General features: G+C 42.1%; 25 protein-coding genes, 4 tRNA genes and 1 pseudogene. 19 read left to right on the top strand and 11 right to left on the bottom strand.

What is annotated here, in order from left to right; all coding sequences use genetic code 11:
* Positions 1-195: 195 nt before the first annotated feature.
* Together FTU83_RS06525 and FTU83_RS17670 are read right to left on the bottom strand one after the other, a co-directional pair.
* Positions 196-1,167, bottom strand: coding sequence for an RluA family pseudouridine synthase (locus tag FTU83_RS06525; RefSeq protein ID WP_180105948.1), 972 nt, complete (start codon positions 1,165-1,167; stop codon positions 196-198).
* A gap of 55 nt (positions 1,168-1,222) precedes the next feature.
* Positions 1,223-1,531: pseudogene (locus FTU83_RS17670) on the bottom strand (hypothetical protein).
* Between the two features lie 394 nt (positions 1,532-1,925).
* Here FTU83_RS17670 and FTU83_RS06520 point away from each other — a divergent pair.
* The 6 genes from FTU83_RS06520 to FTU83_RS06495 all read left to right on the top strand — a co-directional run bounded on the left by FTU83_RS06520 (position 1,926) and on the right by FTU83_RS06495 (position 8,145).
* Positions 1,926-5,342: an Rne/Rng family ribonuclease gene (locus FTU83_RS06520; RefSeq protein WP_180105947.1), complete on the top strand. Its 3,417-nt coding sequence runs from the start codon at positions 1,926-1,928 to the stop codon at positions 5,340-5,342.
* A 185-nt stretch (positions 5,343-5,527) separates the two neighbouring features.
* A complete protein-coding gene (locus FTU83_RS06515) occupies positions 5,528-7,369 on the top strand; it encodes a long-chain-acyl-CoA synthetase (RefSeq protein ID WP_180105946.1) in 1,842 nt (613 codons plus the stop codon).
* A 140-nt stretch (positions 7,370-7,509) separates the two neighbouring features.
* Positions 7,510-7,585 (top strand) — tRNA-Lys (locus FTU83_RS06510).
* 21 nt (positions 7,586-7,606) lie between these two features.
* Positions 7,607-7,682: transfer RNA gene (locus tag FTU83_RS06505), tRNA-Lys, on the top strand.
* 49 nt (positions 7,683-7,731) lie between these two features.
* Positions 7,732-7,807: transfer RNA gene (locus FTU83_RS06500), tRNA-Lys, on the top strand.
* 262 nt (positions 7,808-8,069) lie between these two features.
* Positions 8,070-8,145: transfer RNA gene (locus tag FTU83_RS06495), tRNA-Lys, on the top strand.
* Between the two features lie 136 nt (positions 8,146-8,281).
* Here FTU83_RS06495 and FTU83_RS06490 read toward each other — a convergent pair.
* Positions 8,282-8,935, bottom strand: coding sequence for a hypothetical protein (locus FTU83_RS06490; RefSeq protein WP_252725793.1), 654 nt, complete (start codon positions 8,933-8,935; stop codon positions 8,282-8,284).
* 301 nt (positions 8,936-9,236) lie between these two features.
* Here FTU83_RS06490 and FTU83_RS06485 point away from each other — a divergent pair, with 301 nt between their 5' ends.
* On the top strand, positions 9,237-9,494 hold the full coding sequence (locus tag FTU83_RS06485) for a PspC domain-containing protein (RefSeq protein WP_180105945.1): 258 nt from the start codon (positions 9,237-9,239) through the stop codon (positions 9,492-9,494).
* Positions 9,495-9,612: 118 nt separating this feature from the next.
* On the opposite strand, the gene FTU83_RS06480 is transcribed toward FTU83_RS06485, so the two are convergent.
* Positions 9,613-10,725, bottom strand: coding sequence for an HPP family protein (locus tag FTU83_RS06480; RefSeq protein WP_218945779.1), 1,113 nt, complete (start codon positions 10,723-10,725; stop codon positions 9,613-9,615).
* Between the two features lie 268 nt (positions 10,726-10,993).
* On the opposite strand from FTU83_RS06480, the gene FTU83_RS06475 reads away from it, so the two are divergent.
* Both FTU83_RS06475 and FTU83_RS06470 read left to right on the top strand, forming a co-directional pair.
* Entirely contained in the window at positions 10,994-11,575 is a 582-nt protein-coding gene (locus tag FTU83_RS06475) for a hypothetical protein (RefSeq protein WP_180105944.1), read from the top strand.
* Positions 11,575-12,186 (top strand): OmpA family protein, encoded by a 612-nt coding sequence (locus FTU83_RS06470; protein ID WP_180105943.1) that lies wholly within the window; start codon positions 11,575-11,577, stop codon positions 12,184-12,186. The genes FTU83_RS06475 and FTU83_RS06470 overlap by 1 nt, the downstream gene beginning before the upstream one ends.
* A 295-nt stretch (positions 12,187-12,481) precedes the next feature.
* Here the strand turns inward: FTU83_RS06470 and FTU83_RS06465 are convergent, their stop codons facing one another.
* Entirely contained in the window at positions 12,482-12,841 is a 360-nt protein-coding gene (locus FTU83_RS06465) for a 2OG-Fe(II) oxygenase (protein WP_218945778.1), read from the bottom strand.
* Positions 12,842-13,081: 240 nt separating this feature from the next.
* Here FTU83_RS06465 and glyQ point away from each other — a divergent pair, with 240 nt between their 5' ends.
* The 8 genes from glyQ (at position 13,082) to FTU83_RS06425 (ending at position 20,176) form a co-directional block, all read left to right on the top strand.
* The gene (glyQ, locus tag FTU83_RS06460) at positions 13,082-14,065 is read left to right on the top strand and encodes a glycine--tRNA ligase subunit alpha (RefSeq protein WP_180105942.1); all 984 of its coding nucleotides are present in this window, start codon (positions 13,082-13,084) and stop codon (positions 14,063-14,065) included.
* Positions 14,065-16,134, top strand: a complete 2,070-nt coding sequence (gene glyS / locus FTU83_RS06455) for a glycine--tRNA ligase subunit beta (RefSeq protein ID WP_180105941.1) — start codon at positions 14,065-14,067, stop codon at positions 16,132-16,134. The genes glyQ and glyS overlap by 1 nt, the downstream gene beginning before the upstream one ends.
* 107 nt (positions 16,135-16,241) lie before the next feature.
* On the top strand, positions 16,242-16,715 hold the full coding sequence (locus FTU83_RS06450) for a hypothetical protein (RefSeq protein ID WP_180007118.1): 474 nt from the start codon (positions 16,242-16,244) through the stop codon (positions 16,713-16,715).
* A gap of 235 nt (positions 16,716-16,950) precedes the next feature.
* A complete protein-coding gene (locus FTU83_RS06445) occupies positions 16,951-17,307 on the top strand; it encodes a DUF3060 domain-containing protein (RefSeq protein WP_078192788.1) in 357 nt (118 codons plus the stop codon).
* A gap of 106 nt (positions 17,308-17,413) precedes the next feature.
* Positions 17,414-17,803: a hypothetical protein gene (locus tag FTU83_RS06440; protein ID WP_078189759.1), complete on the top strand. Its 390-nt coding sequence runs from the start codon at positions 17,414-17,416 to the stop codon at positions 17,801-17,803.
* 353 nt (positions 17,804-18,156) lie between these two features.
* The gene (locus FTU83_RS06435; protein ID WP_180105940.1) at positions 18,157-18,804 is read left to right on the top strand and encodes a hypothetical protein; all 648 of its coding nucleotides are present in this window, start codon (positions 18,157-18,159) and stop codon (positions 18,802-18,804) included.
* Positions 18,805-19,066: 262 nt separating this feature from the next.
* A complete protein-coding gene (locus FTU83_RS06430) occupies positions 19,067-19,555 on the top strand; it encodes a hypothetical protein (protein WP_180021197.1) in 489 nt (162 codons plus the stop codon).
* A 111-nt stretch (positions 19,556-19,666) separates the two neighbouring features.
* Positions 19,667-20,176: a hypothetical protein gene (locus tag FTU83_RS06425; protein WP_180054306.1), complete on the top strand. Its 510-nt coding sequence runs from the start codon at positions 19,667-19,669 to the stop codon at positions 20,174-20,176.
* Positions 20,177-20,206: 30 nt separating this feature from the next.
* Here the strand turns inward: FTU83_RS06425 and FTU83_RS06420 are convergent, their stop codons facing one another.
* From FTU83_RS06420 to FTU83_RS06405, 4 genes are all read right to left on the bottom strand, one after another.
* Entirely contained in the window at positions 20,207-20,587 is a 381-nt protein-coding gene (locus FTU83_RS06420; RefSeq protein WP_180092072.1) for a hypothetical protein, read from the bottom strand.
* Between the two features lie 100 nt (positions 20,588-20,687).
* Positions 20,688-21,641 (bottom strand): 2-hydroxyacid dehydrogenase, encoded by a 954-nt coding sequence (locus FTU83_RS06415; protein WP_180105939.1) that lies wholly within the window; start codon positions 21,639-21,641, stop codon positions 20,688-20,690.
* A gap of 97 nt (positions 21,642-21,738) precedes the next feature.
* Positions 21,739-21,930: a hypothetical protein gene (locus FTU83_RS06410; protein WP_078189765.1), complete on the bottom strand. Its 192-nt coding sequence runs from the start codon at positions 21,928-21,930 to the stop codon at positions 21,739-21,741.
* Between the two features lie 124 nt (positions 21,931-22,054).
* The gene (locus tag FTU83_RS06405; protein WP_180105951.1) at positions 22,055-23,326 is read right to left on the bottom strand and encodes an alpha/beta fold hydrolase; all 1,272 of its coding nucleotides are present in this window, start codon (positions 23,324-23,326) and stop codon (positions 22,055-22,057) included.
* Between the two features lie 116 nt (positions 23,327-23,442).
* On the opposite strand from FTU83_RS06405, the gene FTU83_RS06400 reads away from it, so the two are divergent.
* Complete coding sequence (locus FTU83_RS06400; RefSeq protein WP_180105938.1) at positions 23,443-24,219, top strand: class I SAM-dependent methyltransferase; 777 nt, start codon at positions 23,443-23,445, stop codon at positions 24,217-24,219.
* A 9-nt stretch (positions 24,220-24,228) separates the two neighbouring features.
* Positions 24,229-24,804, top strand: coding sequence for a hypothetical protein (locus tag FTU83_RS06395; RefSeq protein WP_180105937.1), 576 nt, complete (start codon positions 24,229-24,231; stop codon positions 24,802-24,804).
* Positions 24,805-24,932: 128 nt separating this feature from the next.
* Here FTU83_RS06395 and FTU83_RS06390 read toward each other — a convergent pair whose 3' ends face one another.
* Together FTU83_RS06390 and FTU83_RS06385 are read right to left on the bottom strand one after the other, a co-directional pair.
* Positions 24,933-25,343 (bottom strand): GFA family protein, encoded by a 411-nt coding sequence (locus FTU83_RS06390; RefSeq protein WP_180105936.1) that lies wholly within the window; start codon positions 25,341-25,343, stop codon positions 24,933-24,935.
* A 73-nt stretch (positions 25,344-25,416) separates the two neighbouring features.
* Complete coding sequence (locus FTU83_RS06385; protein ID WP_180105935.1) at positions 25,417-26,622, bottom strand: TIGR03862 family flavoprotein; 1,206 nt, start codon at positions 26,620-26,622, stop codon at positions 25,417-25,419.
* Position 26,623 lies beyond the last annotated feature (1 nt).

Here is a 26,623-nt window from a genome sequence, read left to right as displayed (position 1 = left end):
CTGCCATACTGGCAGGGCTTTCAATACTATTGAACACTCTTCAGTTGTTGTCAGAGTATTCGTCTGATGAGCTGAATGCGATTGCTCAGATCGCATTCAATTTATAAAAAATGTGTAGATACCTATGCCTTAAAGGAGAGGGCGAAAGAAAACTTACGAAGCAGTACTGCTCAGGGAGAGAAGTCATATTTAAACTTACTCGCCATCTTCCGCAGACTTCACCACTTTGTCGGCTTTTTGCGCGCGTAGCTGCGCCACAAGGCTTTGCATATCTTCTGGCAATGGCGCTTCAATGGTTTGGTAACCCGGAATTTCTAAACGCATAGCATGCAGACATAAACGACGTGGCTTTGGACCACGGTATTCAGTTTCATGACCGTATTTTTCATCGCCCACCAATGGATGACCAATACTTAAACCATGTACACGGATCTGATGGGTACGGCCCGAAAGTGGAGACGCATACACCAATGTGGCATGCATAAAACGTTCTTTCACGTTCCACAGCGTCTTCGACTCTTTACCTTCTTTAGGTGATACACGAACACGACGCTCGCCATTTGCCAGTTCGTAACGATGCAAAGGCTGATCAATCAGCTGCTTATCCAGACTCACCACGCCTTTCACCACAGCAGCATAAGTTTTTTGGATTTTGTGCTCACGTAACATGTCTTGCAGGCTTTTTAACACACTACGTTTTTTCGAAATCATCACCAAACCAGAAGTGTCGCGGTCAATTCGGTGAATCAGCTCAAGGTATTTCTTCCCTGTTGCGGCACGTAAGCCTTCGATCAAGCCATACGCCACACCACTACCGCCGTGAACAGCAATACCAGAAGGTTTGTTTACCACCATTAAGCCTTCATCTTCGTACACCACACGGCTCAGTAAACTTTGTGCCACTTTGTCCGATACGGGAACCGCAGACTCATCTTTTTGCTCATAACGAATTGGAGCAACTCGAACTTGGTCACCAATATTGAGTTTGGTTTCCGCTTTGACGCGTTTTTTATTGACGCGGACTTGGCTTTCACGAATCAGACGATAAATGCGACTTTTAGGCACACCTTTCAGACGACTAAACAGGAAATTATCAATACGTTGACCCGCCTGATGCTCGTCCACTTCAAACCAGGTGACGCTTTGCCATTCTTGCGTAGAATTCATACAGTTACTGTGACCTAAAAAAATACTAAAATTGATTAAAAATTGATCATTTAAGCTATACTTTTCGCAAGAAACATAAGCTTAGCCCATAGGCAGATGATGCAAGGTTTGATATAGTCAGCGCACGGAAACCACCGTAACTGAGTAAAAGTTGATTCATTTCAGTATTTACTGTCATTGAACTTTCAAGCAATTACTCATTTAGCTCGGAAAGGTCCCAAAAGAATTATGCCGACGCCGAAGGCTTATTATATCGGCAAAACTGCAAACTGTTGCGTTTAATTGTGCCGTAGGTACATAAAACAGTTTGCCCCAAAAAAATATGTGCCAACCAAGGTTGGTTTTTAAACGTAAACTGATACACATCAGACCAGTCGCTCCCTGGAAATCGTGTTCAGGCCACAACGTTTGATGCATTGGATCTGCACAGTTTGTAAAGGTACGATGATAATTCCGTATCAAGACGCTCTATCAGATATGAATGGATGCTCTTCGAGCAATGTGACAGTGAAAGTTACTCACATCCAATGCACCGTTTGTCCGCCAGTGAAACGCGTTCAGGTGACTTTAATCGTTTAAAAGATTGAAGCCGTATTGCCATCATCAATACGTGAATCAAAAACCGTTGCCCGCCCAAAGAAGGTCGGTACACATGCACAGATGATGTTTTTCGATCTGTGCAACTTGATCCATGCTATCTGATGCTCGCTACGAGTCAGGCGATGTTCTTCTGTGTATCACTATTAGGTGTTACACCCATGAAACGTATGTTGATTAATGCAACACATGCCGAAGAAATTCGCGTTGCACTTGTCACTGGTCAGCGTCTTTACGATTTTGACTTAGAGAATCGTACCCGTGAACAAAAAAAATCGAATATCTATAAAGGTCATGTGACTCGCGTAGAGCCGTCTTTAGAAGCTGTATTTGTTGAATACGGTGCAGGTCGTCAAGGTTTCTTGTCGATGCGCGAAATAGCTAATTCTTATTACAAAGCAGATCCTCGCCAAACTTCAAACATCCGAGAATTGATCACTGAAGGCACTGAGCTTTTGGTTCAAGTGGAAAAAGAAGAACGTGGTAATAAAGGTGCTGCCCTTTCTACATTTATCTCTCTTGCTGGTCGTTATTTGGTCTTGATGCCAAACAACCCGAAAGGTGGCGGTATTAGCCGTCAAATTTCAGGTTCAGTTCGTGAAGAGTTGAAAGAAATGTTGGCGTCTTTAAATGTCCCTCGTGGCATGAGCGTGATTGTACGTACTGCAGGTATTGGTCGTTCTCAAGAAGAACTCCAACTTGACCTTCAACACTTGCTGGACCTTTGGGCACAAATCCAGAGCACTGCAAGTTCTGGTCCATCACCAATGTTGGTTCACCAAGAAGCCGGTGTGGTTACACGTGCGATTCGTGACTATTTACGTGATGATGTTGCTGAAATTCTGATTGACTCTGAGCAAGCGTATAACGAAGCGTATAACTTCGTAAAAGCCGTGATGCCACGTCAGTTAGACAAGCTAAAAACCTATACTTTAAATGAGCCGCTATTCGCGCATTTTGGTATCGAAAGCCAAATTCAAACAGCTTATGAGCGTGAAGTTAAATTGCCTTCAGGCGGCTCAATTGTCATTGACCAAACTGAAGCATTGGTTTCAATTGATATTAACTCTGCAAAATCAACACGTGGTAGCGACGTAGAAGATACAGCGCTCAATACCAACCTTGAAGCTGCTGAAGAAATCGCTCGCCAATTACGTTTACGTGATATCGGTGGTTTGGTTGTGATCGACTTCATCGACATGACCAAAGACCGTAACCAACGTATGGTTGAAGCTAAACTTCGTGAAGCAACACAAAGTGACCGTGCACGTATCCAATTCGGTCAATTGTCACGCTTTGGTTTGATGGAAATGAGCCGTCAACGCTTACGTCCATCGCTTGAAGAAGCCACTGGGTATGTGTGCCCACGCTGTCATGGTACAGGTATGGTACGTGACTTACGTTCTTTATCACTTTCAATTATGCGTAAAGTGGAAGAAATTGCGCTACGCGAACGTCATGGTGAAGTTCAAGTTGAAGTGCCTGTTGAAATTGCTGCATTCTTATTGAATGAAAAGCGTCACAGCCTTGTATATCTTGAACAAACTTCAAATGTTCGTGTGACTGTACTTCCACACCCTCACCTAGAAACACCACATTACGAAATTTCGTATAACCCTGAAGGTTTTGCACCGACAAGCTATGAACGCACTGAAGCGACACGTTCTAGCGAAAAAGAATTAGGTTACGAAGCATCTGAATGGCATTTAGGTGAAGAACAGGCCGCTGCTGCTCAGCAACAAGCACCTGTACAACAACAAGAAAAAGGCCACAAAAAGAATAAGCAACAACCCGTTGTTGCTCAACAAGCACCTGCACAAGTTGCCGCTCCTGCAGCATCATCTAGTCCATGTGCATGGTTAGAAAACTTATTTGTTCAAAAACAAGCTGCAACCGTTGACCAGTCGCGTACTGCAAACAATGCCGCTGCTGCAATTGAACAAATGGTAAATAGCGGTGCTGCAAGCCGTGGCCAGTTTGGTCAAATTACCCCTGCATCGGCAGCGCCTGTTGTTGTCGTAGACAATAATGCTTACCTTGCGCCTTCTTCTGTTGTACACAAACAAGAACGTGACAGCCATTCAGAAAAAGCTGACCGTGAAGAAAAACGTCACAACAAAAAGCGTACTAAGCATAAAGAACCACGTGAACAAGAAGCTCAATCGCATCAAGTTCATGAAGAAGTGTTACAACCTTCACGTCAAGACCGTCAAGAACAGCGTAATAACGAAGCACGTCAAAACGAACGCCAAGAGCAACGTTCTGAACGCCAAGACAACCGTCAAGACCAACGTGAAAACCGCCGTAACTCACGCCGTCAACACAACAACGAACAAGTACCGCAAGATGTTCAAAATAATGAGCAACCGCAGTCTGTTCCACGTCGTGACCGCAACAACCAACAACGTCCAAATCGCCCAAATCGCCACCGCGATCAAAGCGTATTGAACGAGCAAGCGATTGCTCAGGAAGTTGCAACTGAGCAACAACCTGAAAACCGCAATCAACGTCAACCTAAAGTTGAAGTTGTTAATGCACCACGTCAAGACGTGATGCCAACAGCACTTGTAGTAAATGTTGATCAAGCTCAAAGCGAAATCGTAGCGCTAAATACTGCCCCAGCAGTTGAAAAACCTGTAGAAACCCCAGTAGTCCAAAAAGCCGCTGTCGTTGAAGCAGAAAAAGTGGAAAAACCTGCGACTGAAACAAAAGAAGCAGCACATAAACCACAGCATGCGCAGCAAAAACCTTCTCGTGCAAGCAATGACCCACGTCAACGCCGCCGTGAACAGCGTGCAGCTCGTGCTCAACAAGCACAGGCTCCGAAAATTGCGCCATCTCAAGTGCCGACACTAAGTCAATACACTGTAAGCAGCTTGATTAAGCATGTATACGGTGAAGACTGCTCTGTACTGATTGAGCAATTTGGCTTAATTCCAACATTCAACCGTGCATTGCAAAAATTCACGGAAGAATATGCCGCGACTTTGACTGCACCCGCAGCTGAAGCAGCTGTAGAGAAAAAGCCTGTCACTCGTGATGTTCAAGTTGCAAAAGCTGCACCTGAAGCTGAACCAGCGCCAATGTTGGATTTGACACCACCAAAGCCTGTGTCAGATAAACGTGTTGCTAATGACCCACGTGAGCGTCGTCGCCTTGCTAAACTTGCCGCTGAACAAGCGAAACAAGACCAAGCAAAAGCACATGCTGAGGTGGAAGCTACGCCTGTCGCAGACACTGCTGTTGAGGCGCCTGTAGTTGCAGAAGCTAAAGCTGCTACAGTTGAAGCCAATGTATCCGACGTTGCAGTTCAAACTGAAGCACCTGTGCCCGCTCAAGCTGAAGTACCGACACCCGTTCAAGCTGAACTGGATGTGAGTGCGCAGCCTGAAAAGACGGAAGAAGTGTCTGAAGCTCCTACTAAACCAGTAGAAGAAAAAGCTCAAGCCGTTGAAACGGAAAAGAAAGTTGAGGTTCCTGTAGACGAAAACTCGGCCGCTGAAGGTGAAAAACCTGCACGCCCTCGTCGTCCTCGCGGTCGTCCACCGAAAAAAGCAAACACCGCAACTGAGCAGTAATTTGCTATTTTGCAGGTGAATAAAAAAATCCAGTCATTTCGGTGACTGGTTTTTTTTTGATACTTTTGTCAAATTAGGTTGATTGCACTAGATCGAAACGATTAAAAGACAATTGTAGAATTTGCTGCAAATTTCATTGCAAAGAAATAGACCGTATCGGATTACGAAAAATAAATAGGATTCACATGAGCCAAACTACACAACACGACCTTATTGGGATTGCTGATGTTGCAGCAAAAATTCCCGCGTTCATTAGCAAAGTACCCAACCTGTTGAGTGGTCTAAAGCAAGCCTATTTACGTACCCCAAATACTTCCGCAGGCTTAGGAATTGCATTTGAAAAAGCCGTAAAGCGTAATCCTAAAGGTTATGCGCTTTATTTTGAAGAGCAAAAATATACCTATAACGAACTCAATGAATGGGCCAATCAAATTGGTCACTATTACCTTGCACTCGGTGCAAAAAAAGGTGATGTGATTGCGGTGATGATCGAAAACCGATCTGAACTCGTTGCAACCATCGTGGCTTTAGCCAAAATTGGCGTCACCAGTGCCTTGGTCAACACCTCACAAGTCGGCAAAGTCCTGACACACAGCATCAACTTAGTAAACCCAATTGCGGTAATTGTGGGCGAAGAATGCCGTCAAGCCGTAGAAGAGATTCGTGGTGATCTCAGTGTAGCTACAGATCGTTTACATTGGTTTGCAGATCAAGCCACTCGTGTTGATGCCGGTCAAGCACCTAAAGGCTTCTTAAACCTTGCAGAAGCGATTGATAAATTTCCAAAATTCAACACACCCACCACTGCAAGTGTAAAAGGCAAAGACGGCCTATTTTATATCTACACTTCTGGGACAACAGGCTTACCTAAAGCGGTGATTTTCACCAACAGCCGTTGGACTTTGGCTTATGGAACATATGGTCACGTCCTCAATTTGAACAAAGATGATGTGATGTATGTGACCTTGCCGCTCTATCATGCTACAGGTACTGTGGTTTGTTGGTGTGGGGTGATTGCAGGTAGTGCTACCCTTGCCCTGCGCCGCAAGTTCTCGACCTCTTCATTTTGGAAAGATGTACAAAAATTTGATGCATCAGCCATTGGCTATGTGGGCGAACTTTGCCGCTATTTGATGGATGCTCCACATTCAGACCTTGAAAAAGGCCATCGTGTGAAAAAAATGATTGGTAACGGCATGCGACCAAATATTTGGGATAAGTTTAAAGAACGCTTTGGGGTCGAAGAAGTCCTTGAACTCTATGCTTCAAGTGAAGGCAACGTTGGCTTTAGTAATGTATTTAACTTCGACAATACCGTTGGTTTTTCACCAACGCCTTATGCGATTATTCAGTTTGATAAAGAAAAAAATGAAGCTGTACATGATGCTAAAGGTCGCTGCATTAAAGTGAAAAAAGGCGAAGTCGGCTTACTCATCGGTAAAATTACCCGTCGCTCACCTTTCGATGGCTATACCGACACGGAAAAAAACAAATCCGTCATTATGAAAGATGTGTTCAAGCATGGTGATTCATACTTCAACACTGGCGACTTGGTCCGTGACATTGGCTTCCGACATGCACAATTTGTCGACCGTCTAGGCGATACCTTCCGCTGGAAAGGTGAAAACGTCTCAACCACTGAAGTTGAAAACATGGTGAGTGAGTACGATAAAATTGCTGAAGCTGTGGTTTATGGCGTAGAAATTCCAGACACCAATGGCCGTGCAGGTATGGCTGCCATCACGCTCACCGATGGTGCCGAACTCAACGAACAAGATTGTAGTGAAATGGTTCTACAATTTAAAAAATGCTTACCAGCGTATGCTGTACCGGTATTTTTACGTGTACAGAAAAAAGTCGAAACCACAGGTACGTTTAAATACCAAAAAAATAAGCTGAAAGAACAAGCCTTTGATCCTCAGCAAACGGATGAGCGAATCTTGGTTTTACTGCCGAACGCGAGTGCTTATTGTGACTTGACCCCTGAAATTTATAATAATATTCAGGCCTATCAATACCGTTTCTAAATCAAACTTGCTCATTTTGACGACAATCACCCGTCAAAATGAGCCACATTGTTGTATTTATAATCAAACACAAGCAAGTTTATGATTTTTTACTTGCGCTTGAAGCAGATCTTGCTACAATACGCACCATCAAGCGAAATGGGTCGTTAGCTCAGTTGGTAGAGCAGTAGACTTTTAATCTATTGGTCCCGCGTTCGAGTCGCGGACGACCCACCATTTCCTTCGATACCACAAGATGGGTCGTTAGCTCAGTTGGTAGAGCAGTAGACTTTTAATCTATTGGTCCCGCGTTCGAGTCGCGGACGACCCACCATCTTTCTAAAATGCCAGTTTTAGATTACAATCTTGTGCATACCCCCTAAGGGTCGTTAGCTCAGTTGGTAGAGCAGTAGACTTTTAATCTATTGGTCCCGCGTTCGAGTCGCGGACGACCCACCATTCTTTCTTAGGGCTTCTTTCTTCCGGCAGTTGAAGAAAAAGAAACCTGCAGGTTCCGACCAAGACAAACCATCACCATTATTGGTTTTGATTCGCCATTCTCGAAATTTTGCTATAGCGATGTTGCGAAGTATCATTCTTGTCTTGCTAGATGAAGTATTTGACCTGAAAAATTTTAGATAACAAATATTCCCTAGTATTCAAAACTACGCGCTTCGTTTATCTTGCTGAAATTTTAAAATGTTATTTTAAAATTTTCTCAGGGTTGTTAGCTCAGTTGGTAGAGCAGTAGACTCTTAATCTATTGGTCGTGGGTTCGAACCCCACACAACCCACCAATTCTGTTTAGTCTTAACTATGTCGTATTAATAATTCAATTTTTATAAGCTAGTTGCATTCGATTAGCCAATGTCTGCGAATTTCACGCCGACGCTCAAACTCAATTTATAATTTTATTTATTTTATTCGCAGCATTTAATTTGGGTCTTTCACCAAGGTATAGGCATGTTGAGGCTGAGGATAACCTTTAGAAAATAATTCCTGATTTCGATCGACTTCACCTTGACGAATTTTGTCTAAATCCATAGTGATTTTATTTTCATTAATCACGCGATAATAAAAATTCACGCCTTCTTTTCGATGAACCACCAGCTCGGTATGTGCTTCATTGACACTCCACGTATCCTTACGATATTTCACATTAATGCCTGACGTATTGGTTTTTTCAGCAAACACTTTTCCTATTTGAATAATACTGCGGTGTACCGTGCCATCTGGCAATAAGTTAAGGATGAACTCTGCATCGCCTTCTGGGCATGGAATAAAACTGTCATCGCATTTTACTTTGGCATGAAAACGTCCAATAAAAATTTTGGCATGCTCAGGAACAGGAGCTGACTTTATGTCCTCGTCATTCGGCAATGTCGCCTGCCCTGCCACTTGGGTTAATTTTTTTCCATGATCTTGCTTCGCTTGAACTTCCGATGCGACAGTTGATGCCGAACTTTCACCCTTTTCCGCTGCGGGTTGAGGCGTTGGACTACAACCAATAAAAGAGAGGCTGAACACTCCTGCAAACACTGAAAGATATGCAAATTTCATCAAAAAAGGTGAAGCCGATGTTTTCATATAATGTGCCAAGACCAATCATTCATTGGTTTTTTCAGTTCTTGCTGACTTAATATTGTAATCAAATAATCAACGCTGTATACATATATTTGCGATATATGTTATATCATATCTCATTGTTATCGTTGATATTTAATTAACACTCAAGCTATTTTAAAGGCAAACTAATCAAACCAATTCTTCAAATTACATAACTTTACTTAATTTTTTTCTGCACCCTTTAAATCGCAAAGCTTGTCACCATTTCTATAATATGAATTTGGAAATATTCAAATTTATTCTTTTTTTGAAGGAGACCTGAATGGCCAATGTTGGTTTATATCGCTCAAACCGCTCTAACATGATTGCTGGTGTGATGGGGGGTATTGCTGAACGTTTTGGTTGGAACGCAAATTTACTGCGTATTATTTTTATCTTTGTATCATGCTTAAGCGCAGCCTTTCCCGGTATTTTGGTGTACTTGGTTTTATGGTTAGTCATGCCTAAAGCACAAGATAACTTTTTACGTACCAATGGCTATTCAGACCCTATTCGTACTGTGAATGATGACAGACGTTAAAATCCTTTGACCCAGTTTGGTCGCTACGGTTTCTCCCCCAAGATTCCGTAGCTTTTTTTTGCCTACATATTGGCAAAGCCATATTTAAGTCTGATGAATTTAAATCAAAGTTTAAGGCTTAAGATTTTGTTTGCTGATTTAGCTGTTGATATAAGGCGGCAATCATATCGGCACGGCTAATCATTCCCACCAACCGTTTTTGCTCAACAACTGGAATATAATTAAAAGATCTTTCCACAAAATATGGCACCAAGTCTTCAATCGGCTGATCCGGCTGCACGGTCACCACTTTGGGATTCATAATTTGATAAACGTGATTTTCCCAACTGGCTTTGGGGTCTACGGCACGTTTAAACCATTCCACTACATCATATAAAGCCAAATTTCCCACCAATCGATCCAAATCACTCACCACAGGCAAACTCATCAAATTGACTTGTTTAAACTTTTCCAATGCTGACTGAATATCATCTTCTGCACGCAGGGTAATCACTTGCTGACTCATGATGTCACGACAATGAAATTGGCTTAGGCCACGACGACTGGCTAATTGCTGTGCTTCTAAAATAATTTTTTGTAAGTCATATTCACTAATATCAAGCAACTGACTTTGCTGTTCTAAGACTTGCTGAATATCTGCAGGCTGAATCGACACTTTTTGTGTCGGTGTTGGATCTGTCGTCCGAGTATTGACTTGTGCTTTTTGTGGATACTGCTTGCCTAGTAATCGGTTATAAATGATAGCAACCACCATCAAGAGGACCGAATTTAAAAGGACTGGATAAAAAAGAAAGGCATAGCCTAAATCATGGACTGCCTCTCCGCCCAATACCGCTGTAATCGCCACTGCTCCACTTGGTGGATGCAATGAGTCTGTGGTCATCATTAAGATAATCGCTAATGCAACCGCGATACTAAAAGCTTCGGTTAAATTAGGAATAAACATCGCACACGTCACGCCAATCAAGGCCGCAAGACTATTACCGACTACCATATTCCATGGCTGTGCCAAAGGGCTGGCAGGTACAGCAAAGAGCAGTACGGACGATGCGCCCATCGGGGCGATATACCATGCATTTAAGTCATCTAGCGCTAGCCAACTGATCAGCGAAGAAAGACTCAAGCCCAGCAAAGCGCCTATCCCACATAGGATGCGGTCTTTTAAAGGCAGAACTTTAAAGTTGGGTTTAAGCGTATTGAGCCAAGCTGATTTTGCGTGAAACACGGTCATGCCTGATTGATTATTCGAACAGATGGGCGATTATAAAACGAAGTCTCTTATAAGATGTATTTGTTTTACACCTTTGTCTTATAAAACTTTCTGCTGAACAATGCTCAATCCTACGTATAACCCAATGGGCAGAATCATGCTCTCGCGTGAATCATCCACTCATCTCTCTTATTTCATTAACGTTTTACAACAAAACCTAGACAGGCTGACTGTTTAAAATTTCCTATAGTCAAAAGACCTATAAAAATATTTGAAAGGAATGGCCAGAATGAATAAAAAGATCTTCACAATGTGTACCCTCTGTGTGCTTAGCTTGGGTTTATCGGCCTGCTCCAAAGAGCCTCAACAAGCCAATCCACCCGTAAATGATAATACGCCTCAAGAAACCGCCCCAGCCGAAGCTGCAAAAAATGGGGATGATCTTATTCGTGCACCCGCGCCACAAGTTGCAGCACCCGCGCCTCAGCCGGCTTTGGCTGAAATTCCAATGAGTAAAGGTACTTTAGCTTTACAAAGCGTCAAAGTGATTGGGAAAATTTTAACCGTAAAGGTGATGGCTCAACCCAATCCTGCCCCGAATGGCAAAACTGAATTTATGAGCACATCCATTAATTTGTCACAAACCAATTATATTGACGATGACACCGCCAAAAAAGTCGGACTGCTGCAAGATGATGCTGGCGTTTGGATGGCTGCACCGTTAAATGCAACAGATAAAGCCATTAACAAATCCAGTTATGACCCTATTTTATTGACCTTTAAATTCCCTGCACCACCTGAAAGCACCAAGACCATCAGCATCAATTTAGGCAATGCAGGTTCTTTTGACGGCATACCGGTTGAACGCTAATGAGAAAATTACTGTATAGCGCAGGCTTAAGCTTATTGATTGCAGGATGTGCGGATTCCAAAACCGATCCGCCGCCTGCTGCTCAGGCTGAACAGAGCGCCACGGAAATAGACAACACTCAGACTATGCCAGAGCAGCAGTCGAAGCCGCCTGAACCGAGCCAACCTCAGGCGGAAGCCAGTAATTTATCGGCTGCCGGTTCCGACCTCAGTGCAAATAATAATGAATTTAATATTCAGGTGAATTTAAGTTCGGATGTGCTGTTTGATTTTGGTAAGGCGAGTTTAAAACCCGAAGCTGAACCTGAATTACAGCAAGCAGCCGAGACCTTAAAAAGCAAAGGTAAAGGCATCATTGCCATTGTCGGTCATACCGACAATATTGGTTCAGATGCGGCCAATCAAAAGCTGTCTTTACAGCGTGCTGAAGCGGTGCGTGATTATTTTAAAGCCCAAGGTATTGATTTAAATTATCAAGTCAGTGGGATGGGAGAAAGTCAGCCGCTTGAACTGAATACCTTGTCCAATGGTGAGGACAATCCTGACGGCCGTCAGAAAAATCGGCGGGTTGAAATTGTGATTAACAAAACCAAAAGCTTGTCTGAATCATAACGCTTTGATAAAAAAGCCTTGATAAAAATGAGTCTAAATGGCTCATTTTTTATTTTCCGCTGTAGAGTTATTTATATTGAATTTTGATTCTTTTATTTAAAAATTTCTCTAAGCGATGGACGCGCCAAAGCCGCACAGCAAATGGTCATTTAGTGACGATATTTTATCATTCGATTTACGTACGCTGCGCCAAGTCACTTGAGTTGTAAAAGACAGATTACCCTGTTGGTTATTTGGGATTTTTTAAAAATCGTAGGCTAAATTTTCTTAAAGATATTAATTTTTTCTATCAGATTTAATCGATTACACACCCTATACTCAATACATAGCGTGGGCTGCTCTGCACCTCAGTCACTTCATGCCGATACAAATCTGGTCTAAATAATTTAATCCTCGATAAATTAATAATATTTTGCTCACATATAAATTCACCACCTGCTTTCGATTTTTTAATAATAATATTCAACCTAAAATGCCGCCCCTGCTGTACCGGGTCTTGATGTGGTGGAATCATTGAACCCACAGGAAAACGAAGAAAATAGGCATCACATTTAAGCCCTAAATGGTTTTGTAATAACAACATTTTGTCATAACCCGAATGCTGTCTTCCTTTTTGCCACCGCAACCACTTCGAATCCATAAGCCTTTGAATCATTTTATTATTCCTAAAATTTATTGTATTTTTATAGCATGATAATCGTTGATAACGGTATCACTGATTAAGTTTTCTCGTCACGACTATATCCCATTAATTGCATTCAGCCCCATTTAAAACCTGCAGCGCCTTTATTCTATCCCGCATTAAAAGCCCACTTGTTCACGCGAAACCTTTGCCACTCCTCTGCAAAATCCTTATACTTAGAGCCAATTTTTCACTAATTTTAATGGATGCTACATGAGTCGCGCCATATCGCATATTGATACATTTCAAGGCTTAATTCTTGCCTTACAAAACTACTGGGCTGAACAAGGTTGTGTAGTGTTACAACCTTACGATATGGAAATGGGTGCGGGTACATTCCACACAGCAACTTTCCTACGTGCTTTAGGCCCTGAAACTTGGAACGCGGCTTATGTTCAGCCTTCTCGTCGTCCTAAAGATGGCCGTTATGGTGAGAACCCGAATCGTCTACAACACTACTACCAGTTCCAAGTCGTGTTGAAGCCAAACCCAGACAACATCCAACAGTTGTACTTAGATTCATTAAAAGCCATTGGTATTGATACCCTTGTTCACGATATTCGCTTCGTAGAAGACAACTGGGAATCTCCAACACTTGGCGCATGGGGCTTAGGTTGGGAAGTTTGGTTAAATGGTATGGAAGTGACTCAGTTCACTTACTTCCAACAAGTCGGTGGTGTTGAATGCTACCCTGTAACTGGCGAAATCACTTACGGTCTTGAACGTCTTGCGATGTACTTGCAAGGTGTAGACTCAGTTTACGACTTGGTTTGGACCAAAGGTCAATTCGGTACAGTAACTTACGGTGACGTATTCCACCAAAACGAAGTTGAACAATCCACTTACAACTTTGAATATGCCAATGTTGAAAAAATGTTTGACCTATTTGACTTCTATGAAGCTGAAGCAACTCGCTTGATGGAAGCTGAACTTCCACTACCTGCTTATGAGCAAGTAATTAAAGCATCGCATAGCTTTAACTTGCTTGATGCACGTGGCGCAATTTCAGTAACTGAACGTCAACGTTATATTTTACGTGTACGTACATTGGCTCGTGCGATTGCCCAAAGTTATGTCGCTGCGCGTGCGAAGCTTGGCTTCCCGATGGCAGAACCTGCTTTACGTGACGAAGTATTAGCTCAGTTAAAAGCACAAGTTGAAGCTGAAGCAAAAGTAGAATCTAAGGAGAGCAAATAATGTCTAAACATACAGTATTGTTCGAATTAGGCTGCGAAGAACTTCCACCAAAAAGCTTAAAAAAATTACGTGATGCGCTTCATGCAGAAACGGTAAAAGGTTTAAAAGACGCAGGTCTTGCATTTGATGCGATTGAAGCTTATGCAGCACCACGTCGCCTTGCATTGAAAATTGTCAATGTAGACGGTGCACAAGCAGACACACAAAAACGTTTTGATGGCCCTGCTAAACAAGCAGCGTTTGATGCCGAAGGCAAACCAACTAAAGCGCTTGAAGGCTTTATGCGTGGTCAAGGCATCACTGTTGATCAAGTATCGACTTTCCAAGCCGGTAAAGTTGAAAAAGTGTGCTACTTAAAAGACGTGAAAGGTCAAAGCCTTGATGTTTTACTTCCACAAATTTTACAACACGCTTTAGATAACCTCCCTATCGCAAAACGCATGCGTTCTGCTGCAAGCCGTACTGAGTTTGTACGTCCTGTAAAATGGGTTGTGTTGTTGAAAGACAGCGATGTGATTGATGCAACCATTCAAGATCACCAAGCAGGCAACGTGACTTATGGTCACCGTTTCCATGCGCCTGAAGCAATCACACTTGCAAATGCCGATGCTTATCTTGATGCCCTGCGTACTGCAAAAGTGATTGCAAACTTTGAAGAGCGCCAAGCCATCATCGACCAACAAGTCAAAGCTTTAGCTGATGAAGTAAATGCCATTGCGATTGTCCCTGCGGACTTACGTGACGAAGTAACAGCATTGGTTGAATGGCCAGTTGCGCTTCGTGCAAGCTTTGAAGAACGTTTCCTTGCAGTGCCTCAAGAAGCACTCATCACGACGATGCAGGACAACCAAAAGTACTTCTGCTTAGTGAATAGCGACAATAAACTTCAACCTTACTTCATTACTGTGTCAAACATTGAGTCGAAAGATCCGACTCAAATTATTGAAGGTAACGAAAAAGTCGTTCGTCCACGTTTGTCAGATGCTGAATTCTTCTTCTTACAAGACCAAAAGCAACCGCTTGCAGCTCGTAAAGAGAAACTTGCAAACATGGTGTTCCAAGCTGAACTTGGCACCCTATGGAACAAGTCTGAACGTATTGCTAAATTGGCTGTGGCTTTGTCGGCTATCACAGGTGCGAACCGTGCAGATGCTGAAAAAGCTGCACTCCTTGCAAAATGCGACTTAACTTCTGAACTTGTGGGTGAGTTCCCTGAGCTTCAAGGTATTGCGGGTACTTACTACGCACGTATTGAAGGCGAAAATGATGAAGTTGCTGAATCTTTAGGTGAACAATACTTACCTAAATTTGCTGGTGACGTTTTACCAAAAACCAAAACAGGTACTACGCTTGCGCTTGCTGACCGTTTAGATACATTGACAGGTATTTTTGGTATTGGTCAGGCGCCTACAGGTTCTAAAGACCCGTTTGCATTACGCCGTTCTGCGATTGGTATTTTGCGTCTTGTGACTGAAAATGATTTAGATGTTTCGATTGAAGATCTAATCAAACTTGCACTTGCTGCTTATGGCGATGTGATTAAAGATCACGATAAAACTTTAGCGGATGCTGTTGCATTCCTTGAAGGTCGTTACCGTGCGAAATACGAAGACCAAGGCGTGGCTGTAGATGTGATTCAAGCTGTTCAAGCACTTTCTCCAAAATCGCCACTTGATTTTGATAAACGTGTAAATGCGGTAAATCATTTCCGTGACTTACCTGAAGCTGCTGCGCTTGCTGCTGCAAACAAACGTGTTGCAAACATTCTTGCAAAAGAAGCTGCTCCTGAAGGAAATGTCGTTGAAGCAAACTTAGTTGAAGATGCTGAAAAAGCATTGTTCGCTGAACTTGCGAAAATCACACCTGTGGTTGAGCCGTTATTTGCTGCGAAAGATTACACTGCTGCGTTGTCTGCACTTGCTGCACTTCGTGCGCCTGTTGATGCGTTCTTTGACGGTGTGATGGTGATGGCAGATGATGCTGACCTAAAAGCAAACCGTTTACGTATGCTTGCACAACTTCGTGACTTGTTTACGAAAGTGGCTGATATTTCAGTGTTACAGCACTAAGTTTAAGCATTAATTAAAAACTCGCTTTAAAGCGGGTTTTTTTATGCCGTTTGAAATCTAGGTAAAATCCTGTTAGAAATAGCGGGATTTTTTGATAAGAACAATATATGAAAAGTATTACAGTCAATCATCCTTACCGCCCAGATCTCTATCTTTTTATCTTACATACAGTATTGATGGCATGCAGCTTTTACCTTTGGAAGGTTTATCCATACATTCCAAACAAGCCAGATATGGGTGCTTTATTCTTTTTGATTATTTCTGTTTTGGGTGGATTTATTGGAATCGTCATCCTTGCGGTGACTTTGCCAAGATTAGACCGCACTGTGCGTTACTTAACGCTTTCAAAATTTGTTTTAAGTTTGGTGTATTGGTTGTCGAGCACAACCATTTTCGTTTTATTGGGCAGTACTAAATTTATATTCAATAATCCCCTCGTGCTATTTGTCTTCGTTTTTCTATTTTTTAGCAGCCTGTATTTTTCAGTAATTCGTGTTGCAGATATGCGTAAGAAAGATTGGCTCATTATCGGTGGAGTATTGGGTGGCCTTGTGTTGTTGTTCTTTTTGCCAAAACTTTAATCGCTAAATAAACCAGCTAAGGCTTCATGGGTTATTTAGAATAACGTCCTGATAATTCAATGAGACGGTTTGAAATACGAGATCAATCACCAAGCTAAATCACTTCTTAATACATCAATGTGAAAAAGATCTGCTGTTGCACTCAATATCTCGTTTTAAATAAAGTTGAATAAGACTTGAGCAAATAAATCTCGGCATGCTAAAAATAACTCAACCTGAATAAAATGAAATACCTATGATGAATAAAAAATTACTTAGCTTTGGATTATTGATCCTATCTATTTCTTCTGCAAATGCTGGAACGGAAATGACTCATTCTCAAATCATCATTTCTTCACCTGATACCGTTGCAAGTTATGATTGCGCAGGACGCTCAGTGAATATTCCTGCTCCAGATAGCCGTATTACTCTAAAAGGCAGTTGCCCGATGATTACGGTTGCAGGTCCAAATACAACGGTCTATGTAGAATCAGTCAATAAAATCAATATTTATGGACCAAATTCGAAAGTGTATTATCAAAAAAGCACCCATCCATCACGCCAAGTCAGCATCAATGCCGTTGGTCCAGGAAGTGCAGCCTATAAACGTTAAATATTAAGTGAATGAAGTTGAATTTGGGCTTAAGACTTAAATCTATAGCCAATAATTCACCAATTCCCTATACTCAATCCAACAACACTCAACAAGAATGAAACTTATGAAATTGAAAGCATTCCTTTTGACTGGTCTTGCGGGTCTAACACTTTCTGCATGTACATCTGCACCAACGATTCCACAACTTGAAACAGGTGTATTACAAGAAGTTCAAAACATTGATGTCTACCCAGATACCACAGATAACAAAGCAAAACTGACTAAATTTGTAGATAAATGCGTGATTGAATTTACAGGCAATTTAGAAGAAGCAAAATCGGTTGAACAGTGGTCATTTAAAGGCTTAACCCTAATTTCAGGTGGTACAGCAACCTTTGCCAAGGATGGTACAAGTTCAGCGCACAATTTTGATTTAAATGCAGCGGATGTACAGAAAAACTTCCTTGCATTACGCGGTCATTTTGCTAAAGATGCGCTTACACAATGTGAATAAATAATAAAAACCATATCTCCAAAATGGAGGTATGGTTTCATGTTTTCCTTGAATCTTGAACAATAATTCGTTCAAACCCATAATTTTTAATCATGAAAATCGTAACTAGCACCACACCACAGCAACGCGCAAAACACATATAAGCCACTGTATTTTCATAAAATTACAATACTGCATTAACTTAACCAAGTTTCCACACTTCAAACTTCCGCGTATCTGAGCTGTTATTGCATTGTGTGACTTATCGCACAAAACCACTTTTTGCTTTTTTTTACTCTTAAGATGTCCTCTGCTCCAAAAGCGCTAATGCTGAGTGCAACAGCAGCGTTCAATAAAAGAGGACAAATGCAAAGATGAAACCTTTATTTAAAACAACACTGATCACCGCAGCATTATTCGCAACCACTCCACTATTTGCGAACACCGCAGTAGAAGCCAATGCGAAAGTTGAAACACAGCAACCGTCTGTACTGCAAAATCTAAAACAAGACATTAATCAGTCTGCGCATACAGCGGGTGACAAAATTGAGAAAGGCGTCGATAAGACCAAAACATTCACCCAAGAAAAATGGCAAGACACCAAAGAATTCAGTGCTGACAAAAAGCAAGATGCAAAAAATAAATGGGCTGAGCTAAAACAGTCTAAAGATGAAAAGTCGGATGCAGCGAAAGCCAAGATCGATGCCAAGGCTGAGCAAAACAAAGCCAAGCTTGATGAGCGCAAAGCACAGCTCGATGAAAAAGCTGCAAAAGACAAAGCAAAACTTGATGAACGTAAAAGCAATGTCGACAACAAAGTTGATCAAACCAAGAGCTATTTAGGTGAAAAAGCTCAGGAAGGTCGCCAATTTGCCAGTGAAAAATGGCAACAAACCAAAGCGAATTTCCAAAAAGGTCAAGAAGCCAATGTGAGTGGCAGTAGCAATGTACAGTTGCAAACGCCTGTCGCACAAGCTGAAGTCCATAGCTCACATGAAGCCAGCTTAGGTGCTCACAAATAAATAAACTGGCTTTCATACCCTCTCCTCCAGAGAGTAGGCTCACCCTTCAGTGGGCCTTTTTTTTACCCTAGGCAAAATACAAACGTGTACAAAGCTGTCATTTGCTGTATTGATTTTGCTACGGCAGGTTTTTTTCGCTGCAATTTTTCCTATAATGCGTTAAAACCGTTCATCAGATAGAAAATCTATAAAATTCAGAGGTGAAGCTGTGAAAATTTCATTAAAAGCAACGTTATGCCTAAGCTTAATATTCACGACACCCATGCTTTGGGCACAAGAAAAAACAGCAGCGCAAAGTACTGAGCAACAAGCGAAAAAGCCTGTGAGCCCTTATGGCGATAATCCAAATTTATTGCATGTGTGGGCCTATAAAGCCCAAGAAGGCGTGGTCGGTGCTGCTAAAAATATTGGTGAAATGACTGAACGTGGAATTTCTAAAATTAAGCCTTCGGTTGACCAAGCTTGGGACAATACGAAAACTGCTACTCAAAATACAGTGCAACAGGTTGATCAGGGCGCACAGCAAGCCACTCAAAACGTCAATGAAAAATTGAAACAAACCCGTGAAAATATTACAGGTAAAACTAGCCAACCTGCGCCCATTAGCCAACAGTCGTTGAGTGAACCGTCTTCAGGCAATACAATCAATACGGCTCCGAGCAACAATGCGGGACAAAATAACAATCAATATCCACAAAGTAGTTATCCATCGAGTTCGACGTCTACGACGTATCCAGTGACTGATTTATAATTTAACACCACATTTAAAAGCTCAACTTTAGTTGGGCTTTTTTAAAACCAAAATTGAATGCTGTTGGTCTTTGACCTATGCCTATAAAAACAATGAATTAATGAGAAAAAAATGCGAATTTTATTTGGTATCTTGCTTGGTATTCTGCTCTGCGTTGGCTCTTTGATTGGCTTACAACGTTTTCCACAATTGTTAAAAAGTTATCCACAGTTGCAGGCCATTTTTCCCCAATTGTACAATTCTCACCAATATAACCATGATGCCGAAGGTAAATTATTACAAACCTTAGAGATGCTAGATGACGAAGAATACAAATCGACTGAAGGCAATGAAGCGACACTGTATCAACTCGATGGTCAATGCAAAATAAACCTCTATGTTTTTGGTGAATCCAATCAATCCCTAACAAGTTTCTATTTTCACAATGATCAGATTTTACGTGCCTATGAGACAAATTTGATCTACCCAAATGGTGGCTTTAATCCTGTACCCAATACCAAAGATCCTTTTAAACTCGAAAAAAGTTATTTACGAATCATGATGCCAAACAGTATCAAGACTGAACTTGAATTTGAGCGGATCAAACATCACTTCAATGCTAAATTTTTGAAAAAATGCTGAAATTTAACTATTAAATTAAGCATTAATGCATTAAGCAGTAGGCTTGAGATATCGCCTACGTACAAACGATGCTGTACAAATTTGAATAAGCATCAACAGGCAAAATGGATAGTCAACCCAGACTGATAAATGATCAATATGAGCAACCTCTCCAAAGACAGAAAAATAGACCTGTCCCACAATAATAGGCACTACAACAAGCCATAGCCCCCAATACCAATAGAGATTCAAAAAATCAATAAGCGCTAAGACGAAATGCGCAATAAAAAATACCGAAACCAGCACAACTTGTAAGGTCGGCATGAATTTATGAACTTCAAAATCAGGATTCTGGAATAAATAATTTTCACTGATATTTAGTACATAACTGTACCATGCCCAAGTGATGCATGCGGTAAAGAGAATCAGCATGCAAAATAATCTTAAACTTTTTTATTGGCAAGATCGACCTGCATAGACATTCCTATTTATACGGAGCTTTGTTCAAAAATAATATTCCTTAAACTCGATTTTAATTGACCTGTCGAATAACCATCCCCGCTTTAAAGGCCTCTACATTTTCCACCAATTGCTGCACAATGCGTTGTCGCGCATCGACGCTTCCCCATGCACTATGTGGGGTAATGATTAAATTTGGAATACTTGGGTCGAGCAACACATTGCCCTGCTTTGGTGGCTCAACCGTCAAGACATCGGTTGCTGCGCCTGCGATCCTCCCTAATTTTAATGCCTCAGCTAATGCCGATTCATTGACAACACCACCTCGTGCACAATTGATCACAAAGGCCGATGCTTTCATTTGAGCCAAGCTTTCATGATTGAGTAAATCACGAGTTTCCTCGGTTAAAGGACAATGCAAACTCAGAAAATCGACCTGCGCCAGCATCTCAGAAAATGCCACTCGCTCAGCCACCATAGGTCGATTCGGTAGCGCACCAATCATAATTTTCATGCCAAAAGCTTTAGCCAAATGTGCCACGGCTTGCCCCAATTCGCCATAGCCGACAATCCCCAAAGTCTTACCAGCCAACTCAATAATTGGAAAATCTAGTAAGCAGAACTGATCCGCTTTTTGCCAATTTCCCTGTTGAACCGCCCGATCATACTGTCGAAAGGATGTCGCCAAGTTCAACATTAACATCAAGGTATGCTGTGCGACCGCAGCGGTGCCATAAGCTTGGCAATTACACACCACGATGCCTTGTTGCTGCGCGTGTACAAGGTCAACGTTATTGGTGCCAGTGGCAGAAATCAAGATCAGTTTTAATTGCGGATTGAGCTGCATGTGCTCAGCATTGATGTGTACTTTATTGCTGATAATCACATCAGCCCCTTGTATGCGCTGAGCAACCTTTGCAGCCGTTGTTGCGGGATAGAGCCTCAAGTCATCAAACTGTGCTTCTAGTCCGCTAAAATCTAAGTCTTGTTTATCTAGAGACTGATAATCTAGAAATACCGCTTTCATGGCTGCTTCCCTTCTGGCCGATTATAAAGATTCGATTGTGAATGATTAAAACCTGTGATGCACCAAAGTGCAATCGAACAGCATATAAAAAAACCCGCTATTTCGCGGGTTTATCGAGATGATGTTGCAGTGAATTTCGAATTTTGAGTATGACATAAATGGTCAGTATCGTAAGTAACAACATACTGCTGCTAAAAATCAGTATGCTTGAACTAACCCCCTGTGCATAGGCTGAACCCATGGTCAGCACTAAGATGAATAATACAGCAAGCATCTGCGTTGAATGCATACTGATACCCCTCATATTCCTTATGATGTTCTGGGCAGTATGATTGTTTTTTATACTACCTTTCTCTCATCATAATCCCTTCCGACAAATTAGCAAGCTTTGGATTTTCAAACAAATGCCGAGCTTAAATCTGTTCGGGCTGCACCACAAACTGGCAAGATGCATCGGCGTTTTCGACAAAGAAGACTTGACCAAATTCATCGCTACTCAAACGCAGTTCTTTATAGTTGAGCGTGTAATAGCCCACATATTTCTGCATTAAAATCGGATGCATACCTGTCGCCAGTTCATCTTGAGCTAAGACCAATTTCATTACCTGACGGTCATTCATCACCACCATGTAACGCTCATCTTGGACTTGTACGTATACCAGACCTGTGCCCTTCGGCTGCAAAGGGATCAAAAACTTGTGATTCAGTGCAATCACACCGGCTGCATAGCTTTCAATTTTTTGGCTAATCACGTTAAACACTAAACCATGATCAAACTGGTCGAGTAACAGGTTACGATTATCCTGTGGCACAAAAGTTGTGATCCCCAACTTTTGCAGATCTTGCTCACTGACTTGTTTGTTATTAAACAATACTCGTAATAAGGTCTGCTTTTGTTTGGCATCAAAAAATTGTGGATCAAGCTGAAACGAATTACTTTTTAAAATTTCACCCAAGGCATCACGATGGCGAGTCAGCAAATTTTCGATGACTTTTCGATAGTAGAATTTGCTGTTTTTCTTAACCCGACGCATTTTTTGATAAAAATACGGCGCATCAAATGGATGTCTTAAGAAATCATTTAACAGTTCTGAACTCGCCAATACCGCAATGGCATCATGCCCTGTGAACGGCAGATGCAACACATGCACATGCGGAATTAAAGCCTGTAGTTTTTCAAAATGCGCGCGATCTTCTGGACAATAAGGATCATACACCACGATATATTCGCGTGTAGTCGATACGTCTTCAGCAAATACCCGCATATTAGCATGCAGATTGGGTTGAAAGAACATGCCATAGCGAGTATCGACAATGTCATCAGGGTCTATGGAGTACTGCGGCACCATACTGACCACACGCTGAAATCCAAATAAATTGGCATACTTAATGGCCGCATAGCCGCCCATGGAACCACCATAGGCAATACGCATCTCAAATTGTTCGAGGATCGGCTTGATGGCTTGATACATCGGTTGCATTGACGATGCTGGAAACCACGATTTTTGTTTCGGCATCACACCGATCACATTAAAATCATATTTTTGCAAAGACTTCTCGGCATTGATGCTCAAACCCTTGGCACGGGTAATCAAATCACCGAAGGAGAAAATAAGCTCACGAGAATTGCCAGGCTGAAAAATGACACGAATTTGATCATCTTCAAAAATGATGTGCTTTTCCATTGTGCTTTGCTCCAGTCCTTGTTGCGTCACGCTTTTCCTTCCTTGTTGCATTCAAAGTTTATCTTGTTCCGAATATGCTATTTTATAGAGGCCATACAGATTAAAAAGTGCAGAATATGACACATTCAATACATCCTGCCGCACAACAAGGCTTTAGCTCTGCAGCTGAACTCTATCAACAAGCCCGCCCTGACTACCCGATTGAAATCAGTGCGTGGCTACAACAACATTTAGCTTTAGCCCCTCAAGCCCATCTGGTGGACTTAGGCTCAGGTACAGGCAAATTTCTCGAGTATATTCGCCCACTCAGTGAAAATATCACCGCGATCGAACCTGTGCATGAAATGCTGCAACAATTGCAGAAAAAACATCCGCATATTGCAACTTTAGCCGCCCAAAGTGATCAGATTCCACTGCATGATCATTCTGTAGCAGCGGTATTTTGTGCCCAATCATTTCATTGGTTTGCCACCCCTGAAACCCTCAATGAAATCAGTCGTATCTTGGTTCCCAATGGTGATCTTGTTTTGATTTGGAACCAGCGTGATATCCAAGTCAATTGGGTCAAACAACTCGCTGATGTCTTGAGTGAACTCGAAGGTGACACACCACGTTATCATAGTGGGCAATGGCAAAAAGTGTTTGAACAGCAGCAAACATTTAAATTAATTGCCGAAACGACCTTTCAACAATTGCATCATGGTACAGTGGAACACGTGGTTTCCAAACGATTATTGTCCACCAGTTTTATTGCAGCGTTAAGCACGGATGAACAACAAAAACTGAAACAACAATTTGAAAATATCGTGGCTGAATCAACCCAAAAGACTGCGCAGGATTTCATTGATTTCCCCTATATCACGCATGTCTATATCTTTAGAAAAACACATTAGGACACGATTATGCTCTTGCCAATCTCTTTAAAAAAACTCAGTGTCATCTTCCTCATGGGTACAGTCTTAGGACTCACTGCATGTGAAAAATCATCAAAAACGGTGGAACAAAATAGTGAAATCAGTTCCGACGATCAAATCATGAAAGAGCTGAGTAGTGATCCTATTAAAAACTTTGCCAAGACCCCAGATGATCTACACGACTTAACGCTTCTGACGCAATATGACGAGAGCTTTAGTCAAATTAGCGATGAGATGGAAGATGAGCTGATGAAACTGCGTGAGGAAGGCAAACTCACCGATGAATTTTCTACACAGCGTAAGCGTGACAACATCCAATCGGCATTAAATATGCTCAAAGAACTCGAAATGAAAACTGAACAAGGCCGTTACATTCAAGGTTTGATGTATCAGTACTGGGACAATCAATCACAAATTTATCGTGAGAAAAATCAAGCAGCCGATGGTGAGTTAAAAAATCCTAGTGATAGTGTCAAAGGTCTCGGTCAGTTTATTCATGCACAAGAACAATTGGGACATTGGCAGGAACAATATCCTGAACTACAAAAAACTCGACAGCCTTAATCTTCCAACCCTGTTGCAATCTATTCACCCAAATTCAACATGGATGAATGAGAAGGTGACACGAGCTTAAAACTCAACCTCAAGGGCAAATTCATGCCCTTGAGGTGATTGCTCAATCTTAATTTGCGCTATGGTCGTTCAGCATATTGTGGTAAATCGCCTGCGATATCATCCCATTCAGCTTTGGATGCGACAAAGATATGACAGGTCGGTTTCTGTGTCAGAGGCGTGTCTAAAGTGCCTATACGTAAGCGATAGTAATCCGGAGTATCGGCTTTAATACTCATAATTGGTGAACCACATTCCCCACAAAAACAACGCTGTGTGGTTGGTGAAGATTTAAACTTTTTCAATACCTGTTCACCCGACACAATTTTGAAATCTGCTTTGGCTATTGGAGCATTGGTCGCAAATGCCGTACCATTGGCTTTTCTGCACCGAGAACAATGACATTGCACGATCTCACCAATCGGACCATTGATCTCATAACAAACCGCTCCACACAAGCAGCTTCCGGTATATTGTTCTTGTACGCGCATAGTGGTCTTTCTTAGAAGAATTTCATCTCAAAATATCACAACTCCTCAGCAAGATTGTGACAATTTGAAGCGCTTAGTTCTGCAAAGAAACCAGATAGTTTTGAACCCCTTCACCCGCTGCTCGACCGGTTGCAAGACATGCTGTCAGCAAATAGCCTCCAGTAGGCGCATCCCAATCCAACATTTCCCCGCAGACAAATACTGCAGGATTGCTCTGCAATTGTAAGCCATCATTTAGGACTGAACGCTTCACACCACCCGCGCAGCTAATCGCCTCATCTATCGGGCGAAATCCGTCAAGTTGAATATTTAAGTGTTTAATTTTCGCTGCAAGTAAGGCTGGCTCATGCCATAAAGATTTATCTACCAATTCACGGACCAGCGCAGCTTTCGCCGCATCTAAACCGGCTTTACGCCAAACATTGGTTAAAGACTGCTTCTTCGAAGGCTGTAGTTTCTTTGCCAATTGCTCAACACTTTGATCTGGCAATAAGTCCAAAGTTAGCTGCATGGGCTGAGCAGATTTCACCTGTTGACGCAGTGCTCGACCTTGTTTGTAGATCAATCCACTTTCCAGTCCATAGTGTGAAATGATGATATCGCCTTGGGTTTGCTCTGCATGATCGACCCATGCATTGACTCGCTTTAAAGGCTGTCCAAACACAGGCTGCATGAACTTCGACCAAACACGTTCCACGCCTGCATTACTGGCCTGAAAAGCTTCAATGCTCTCAGGCTGTAGCCATTTTTGCCATGCGCCATCACTGCCTAAACGTGACCAAGACACTGCGCCACACGCCATAATAATCGCATCAAAGCCAAGCGCTTGATTTGATCCATCAACAAGGTTTTGAATTGTCAGCTGATTGGACTGTAAGTCCAAAACTTGATGTCGATAATGAAACTGCACCCCATCTAGACTGAGACGTTTTAACCATGCACGCAGCAAAGGCGCAGCTTTCATTTCAATAGGAAAGACCCGACCCGATGAACCAATATAGGTTTCAATGCCCAGCCCCATCATCCATTGTTGAATCCATGCTGCATCCCACTGCTTAACCCATGGGCTCAGCCATTCCACTTGATCATAGCGCTGCACAAATTGTTCAACGGGTTCTGCATGCGAAATATTCAGCCCCGTCTTGCCCGCCATTAAAAATTTACGGGCTGCCGATGGTTTTTGCTCATAAACATGAATGTCATAGTCAAATTGGCTAAGCACTTCCGCCGCCATCAATCCCGCAGGACCTGCCCCAATGATTGCAATACGCTGAGTCATG

Origin of the sequence: Acinetobacter sp. YH12152 (genome assembly GCF_013418285.1) — a bacterium.
In the GTDB taxonomy this organism is placed as follows: domain Bacteria; phylum Pseudomonadota; class Gammaproteobacteria; order Pseudomonadales; family Moraxellaceae; genus Acinetobacter; species Acinetobacter amyesii.
The sequence above is the reverse complement of the archived record's forward strand: the minus strand, read 5'-3'. Positions and strand labels throughout refer to the sequence as shown.